Raw genomic sequence first — 5,149 nt, 5'->3', positions numbered from 1 at the left:
GAGCGATCCAACAGCTTAGGGATAGACGACGAAACCAAGTGTGAGGTGTAATTTCAAGACTTGTGTGTACACCGTAGGCCTGCGGGGAGGGGAGACAAAGCGTAGCTTTGGCGGGGTGGGGTTTTTCAGCTTAATCATGACTATCTACTTAACTAGGAATTTTTAATCACTAGGCTTATTAAATATTTCTATAATTTGGCGACAAATGTGTTTGAGTTTATCCTCAATTTCACCAGAAGGCGAAGATGCGCCGACAACACTCCAGTTTTCTACTGTGGAAAGTCGCCACGCTTCACCACGATGATCGAAGCCAGCCACCTCTACACCGATCGCTCGCCGTGAATTGTTGATGGGATCTTGATAAAATCGAATTTGGATTAATACGCTGCGACTTCGCCAAGATTTGCTAATACCAGGAAAGTGAAAGCCAATATCTATAGAATCCGGATCGACTAACTCCCTGGTTTGGGGGTCATTCTTCCAGGGTTTGAGGTCAGATTTGGCATCAGGAAACTCGAATTTGAACAAATTAACTACCGTAGCAATTTTGCTGGCGAGTTCTAGGTTAATTGCTTGTTCAGATGCGTTCACTAAAAACCACTCCTATATTGCGTCGGCGTCTGGGGAAATGTAATGATAAGAAAACCGCCAGAATGCTTATACTATTGGTGTTTCAGCTTATCAAGACCTTTAAATTTTCGCAACTTTAAATCAAGTTTTTCTAACAATATTCCAATTAACGAATGCGAAAAATTCCTTGTTGTTGAAACTAAATGACACTTATTAAGCAATTATACTTAAAATTTTCTTAAAAGTAGTTAAGTTCATCCTGCTTCTAAAAAAGAATGGATTTCGTGTTGAGTGTTGACGGCGACGCCTCCGTTGGTGTCAACTTACAGCATTTTAGATAAATACACCACGCACTAGTAGTTCGCTTTCGTGACTTAGCGGGGTAAAGGGAAAAGGGGAAAGGTTTTAAATCCTTTACCTCTTCCCCTTTCCCCAGCCCTCACAAGCGCATTTTTGGGTTGGTAGAGTACCAGGGGCACAAAGCCTTGCGTCCTTACAATGATTCGGTTTGAAAATGTGTATTCCATTCAATTAAAAATCGCCATAACGCGAAACGGGCGGTTAGAAAGTGCGTCTACACAAACTCTCGCCACCTGCGTGGGTTTCCAAATTTTTTAGTTGTTAAATATTACTCTTGATGACAATTAATAATTCTCGCATTGTTACCTATAGCCCCGCTTATACCATTGTTCCTACTTACGAGTGCTTTAATCGCTGTAGTTACTGTAACTTTCGCACTGAACCAGGTAAAAGTCCTTGGATGAATATTTTTGATGCAGAAAGTATTTTCAAATCACTCGAAAGTGAAAAAGTTTGTGAAATTCTGATTTTAAGCGGTGAAGTGCATCCCCATTCACCAAAGCGTCAAGCATGGTTTCAAAGGATTTATGATTTATGTGAATTAGCACTTTCAAGGGGGTTTCTACCACACACCAATGCAGGGCCATTGAGTTTTGCAGAGATGGAAATGCTCAAGGGTGTAAATGTTTCAATGGGGCTGATGTTGGAACAATTAACCCCAACATTATTAAATACCGTGCATCGACATGCACCGAGTAAATTACCACAAGTCAGACTGCAACAATTACAATGGGCGGGAGAGTTGCAGATTCCTTTTACAACAGGATTACTTTTAGGAATTGGAGAAACTGTTAATGATTGGTGGGAAACATTAGCCGCAATATCTGAATTGCATCAGCGCTACCATCACATCCAAGAAGTAATTTTACAGCCTCATAGTCCTGGACTTCAACAGAGTTTTAATGCACCGCCTTTCAACCCCCATCAATTACCAGAAGTCATCGCTAAAGCACGTGAAATTTTACCAGATGATATTACAATTCAAATTCCACCAAATTTAATTAAAGATGACCAATGGTTACTTGCTTGTGTAGAAGCTGGTGCGCGAGACTTGGGGGGAATTAGCCCAAAAGATGAAGTTAATCCTGATTATCCTCATCTTCAAAAGCAGGTTTTGAGAAAAATCTTACAACCTGCGGGATGGGAATTGATTGAGCGTTTACCAGTTTATCCAAAATTTGATGGATGGTTATCCCAAGAATTACAAACATCAGTGAAATGGTGGCGAAGTACTTTTAAATCCCCATCGCAAGTTTGAAAATTTTTCGTTAAGCTGCAATGATTTCTTGGACTAAAACATAAGGCTGGACGATGAGAGTATTGAATCGCTTGGTGACATTAGTATTCCATTCTCCCAACTGTGCTGTAGTGGGTTTGGTAATCAATTTTTCATTAATCCATTGTTCTACTGATGGAGTATTATCATTTGCGATCGCTACCCCAACATCCACTAAGTTTAACTCAAGCGCTACCAAAATTACTGCATCTCGCTGCACATGAGGAATCAACCATTCCCACTCTGCTTCGTCCAAGGTTTCTGTTAATTCTGCTCTCAAATCCGACATACTTTTTTAGTTTCTATTCCCTAATAGACTATTTTACATACATTAGTCACAGCAGATTCGGAGTTTATAAGACAATACAGTTCAGTTAAGCCTTTCTTTCTTCTCTTTGCGTCCTTTGCGTCCTTGGCGGTTCGTTAAAAAAATTGAATTTGACCAAGAGTTTTAGCCTTAACTGAACCGTATTGGTTTATAAGATACAGACTCTTATAAGAGTTTCTTTGAAAAGTGCTTAGCTGTGATTTTAATTACCTCCCTTAATCCCTACTTGGTAACAGGGGGGAAAGGGGAAAATCTAATTCCCTCTCCTTATAAGGCGGGGGTTAGGGTGGGGTAAAAAATATTTGATACATCAATCATGACTTTTCAAACATCGTCTTAGGGCGAACAGCCGTTCGCCCCTACCCATGTAATTCATTTACCTAAAAAACGCTGTATTATTTCCTAACTCCCAACTCCTAACTCCTAACTCCTAACTCCTAACTCCTAACTCCCAACTCCTAACTCCCAACTCCTAACTCCTAACTCCTAACTCCTAACTCCCAACTCCTAACTCCCAACTCCCAACTCCTAACTCCTAATTAAACCTCAGATTTCATTTCCTCAATCTCAAACAAAGACACAATTACTCCTGCTATGGGAATAGCGATAAAAACACCCAATAATCCTGCTACTCTAGCGCCTACTAACAAAGCAAAAAATACTACTACAGGATTCAAATTTAGCGCACCTTGCATAATTCTTGGTGCAATCAAATTGTCTTGTATCTGTTGAAGAACAATACAACTTACTAATACTTTTACTGCTAACCAAAAACCTTGAGACAATACAAATAAAGTTACAATACTGATTGCTAATGTTGCACCTATGCCAGGAATAATATCAATAATCCCCACAATTACTGATAATAATAAAGCAAAAGGTACTTGTAATATTAAGAAAACTAAGAAAGTCGCACTTGTAAGAAATAAACTTAATAAAAATTGTCCTCTAAAAAATCCCAGAAAGGCGCGTCTAATAACTCTAGTAAATCTATCGCGGCGGTGTTTTGGGACTATTTTTAATATAAAATTCCATAGCTTTTCGCCATCTAACAACATAAAAAAAGCTACGACTGCAATTAATATAAAAGTGACAAAATTGGTCAAAAATCCTTGTAATATAGTTAAACTAGTAACTATACCTGATATAGCTTGATTGCGTAATTGTTCTTGAACAAAACTTAAATCTATATTTAAATTGCGACTGCGTAAAAAGTCTTCTAATTTGTCTAATAAGGGTAATAAAGAATTTAAAAATCCAGTGATACTATCAATTAATTGTTGTCCTTGAGATAAGATTGTTAAACCGACGGTTATTATCACACCGCCAATAATTACAATACTCAGCAAAAAAACCACACCAACTGCTACACCGTGGGGCAAAAAACGCCGCAGCCATTCCACAGGATAGCTGAGCAAAAAAGCCAAAATAGCAGCGAATGTAAAAATAACGATGACTGCTTCAAAGTAAGCTAAAAGTTGTACAATTGCCCATCCAGAAGCAACCAAGAGTAAAAAGCGGACTAACGCCAGATTGTTTAATCGTTGCCACAAATTTTTGGCATCAAAGCCGCTCATGTTAATTTGGGATTTTAGATTTTAGATTTTGGATTATTCAAGTCTTGAAGAAAAAGTGTTACTGAAATTTTCAGTAAAACTATTGGCAAACTGGTGGCTTCCAAGTAAAAAATATTTCTTTGCTAGTGTTAACTGTTGCCTGTTGACTGTTGACTGTGAACCGTCAACGACTATGCGCTGTTATTTATTTTCTTGGAGTTCCATTGAACTTTAGATTAAAAGAATGTAATAGCGATCGCCACCCCCTAAAGTATATATTTCAACTTTTCTAACTCATCGTCCTAAATCATGCATTTGATTAATTACAACGGTACACTTTTGTGCCAAAGCTTCTAACTCTTCTTTATTGCTGGAACTGGGAGCAGCAATTAAGTTACCAATTCTTACCGTTACGGGAACTGCGCGGGGTATTTTCGAGCCTTTTTCTAAAATTGCCTCAGTACCCCAAACACTTACTGGTAATATTGGGGCTTTGGCTTTCGCCGCTAACAGCAGCGCACCTCTTTTTGGGTCTGTAATTTTACCGTCTGGGGTGCGAGTACCTTGCAAAAAAACACCCACAGCCCAACCATTATTTAGGTATTCTAAGGCTGCACGGATAGCATTGCGATCGGCGCTTCCCCGACTCACTGGGTAAGCACCATACAACTTGATTGCTTGCGCCAAAACAGGGATTTTAAATAATTCTTCCTTAGCCATGTACGCCACTGGACGGCGTACACAATTAGAGACAATTGGCGGGTCAAAGTAACTAGCGTGATTGCTCACCACCACTAATGGCCCAGATTCAGGTACATTTTCCGCGCCATAAATGTTACCCCGAAAGTAAGCGTGAAGCATGGGGCTAACGACTGACCATTTAAAGGCGTGGTAAAGTGCCAGACTAATAAACGGTTCGCGGTTTTTGTCCACAGAAGGTAATGCCAATTAGACTGACATTTAGCATAAGCGATCGCAACGCCCAAGGCAAACGCATTCAAGGGGATGAGGCAATATGGTTCGGTTAAAGGGGAAAGGGGAAAGGGGAAAGGGAAAGGG

At 39.6% G+C, this 5,149-nt stretch carries 5 protein-coding genes; 1 reads left to right on the top strand and 4 read right to left on the bottom strand.

Going from position 1 to position 5,149, the window contains the following annotated elements:
* Positions 1-162: 162 nt before the first annotated feature.
* Positions 163-591, bottom strand: coding sequence for a hypothetical protein (locus GNE10_RS31915; protein WP_099071882.1), 429 nt, complete (start codon positions 589-591; stop codon positions 163-165).
* 616 nt (positions 592-1,207) lie between these two features.
* On the opposite strand from GNE10_RS31915, the gene cofG reads away from it, so the two are divergent.
* Positions 1,208-2,188 carry a 7,8-didemethyl-8-hydroxy-5-deazariboflavin synthase subunit CofG gene (gene cofG, locus GNE10_RS31910; protein WP_185569977.1) on the top strand — a complete coding sequence of 327 codons (981 nt, stop codon included), beginning with the start codon at positions 1,208-1,210 and terminating at the stop codon, positions 2,186-2,188.
* Positions 2,189-2,198: 10 nt separating this feature from the next.
* On the opposite strand, the gene GNE10_RS31905 is transcribed toward cofG, so the two are convergent.
* The 3 genes from GNE10_RS31905 to GNE10_RS31895 form a co-directional block, all read right to left on the bottom strand.
* Positions 2,199-2,495, bottom strand: a complete 297-nt coding sequence (locus GNE10_RS31905; RefSeq protein WP_099071880.1) for a DUF2288 domain-containing protein — start codon at positions 2,493-2,495, stop codon at positions 2,199-2,201.
* A 578-nt stretch (positions 2,496-3,073) separates the two neighbouring features.
* Positions 3,074-4,111 carry an AI-2E family transporter gene (locus tag GNE10_RS31900; RefSeq protein WP_185569975.1) on the bottom strand — a complete coding sequence of 346 codons (1,038 nt, stop codon included), beginning with the start codon at positions 4,109-4,111 and terminating at the stop codon, positions 3,074-3,076.
* Between the two features lie 273 nt (positions 4,112-4,384).
* Positions 4,385-5,023, bottom strand: a complete 639-nt coding sequence (locus GNE10_RS31895) for a 1-acyl-sn-glycerol-3-phosphate acyltransferase (RefSeq protein WP_099071878.1) — start codon at positions 5,021-5,023, stop codon at positions 4,385-4,387.
* Between the last annotated feature and the right edge of the window lie 126 nt (positions 5,024-5,149).

It is taken from the genome of Nostoc sp. 2RC (assembly GCF_014222165.1).
Taxonomy (GTDB): domain Bacteria; phylum Cyanobacteriota; class Cyanobacteriia; order Cyanobacteriales; family Nostocaceae; genus Nostoc; species Nostoc linckia.
The sequence above is the reverse complement of the archived record's forward strand: the minus strand, read 5'-3'. Positions and strand labels throughout refer to the sequence as shown.

Excerpts from the sequence above, each read along its gene's own strand:
- GNE10_RS31905 (WP_099071880.1), bottom strand. The coding sequence starts at position 2,495 with ATGTCGGATTTGAGAGCAGAATTAACAGAAACCTTGGACGAAGCAGAG.
- cofG (WP_185569977.1), top strand. The coding sequence starts at position 1,208 with ATGACAATTAATAATTCTCGCATTGTTACCTATAGCCCCGCTTATACC.
- GNE10_RS31900 (WP_185569975.1), bottom strand. The coding sequence starts at position 4,111 with ATGAGCGGCTTTGATGCCAAAAATTTGTGGCAACGATTAAACAATCTG.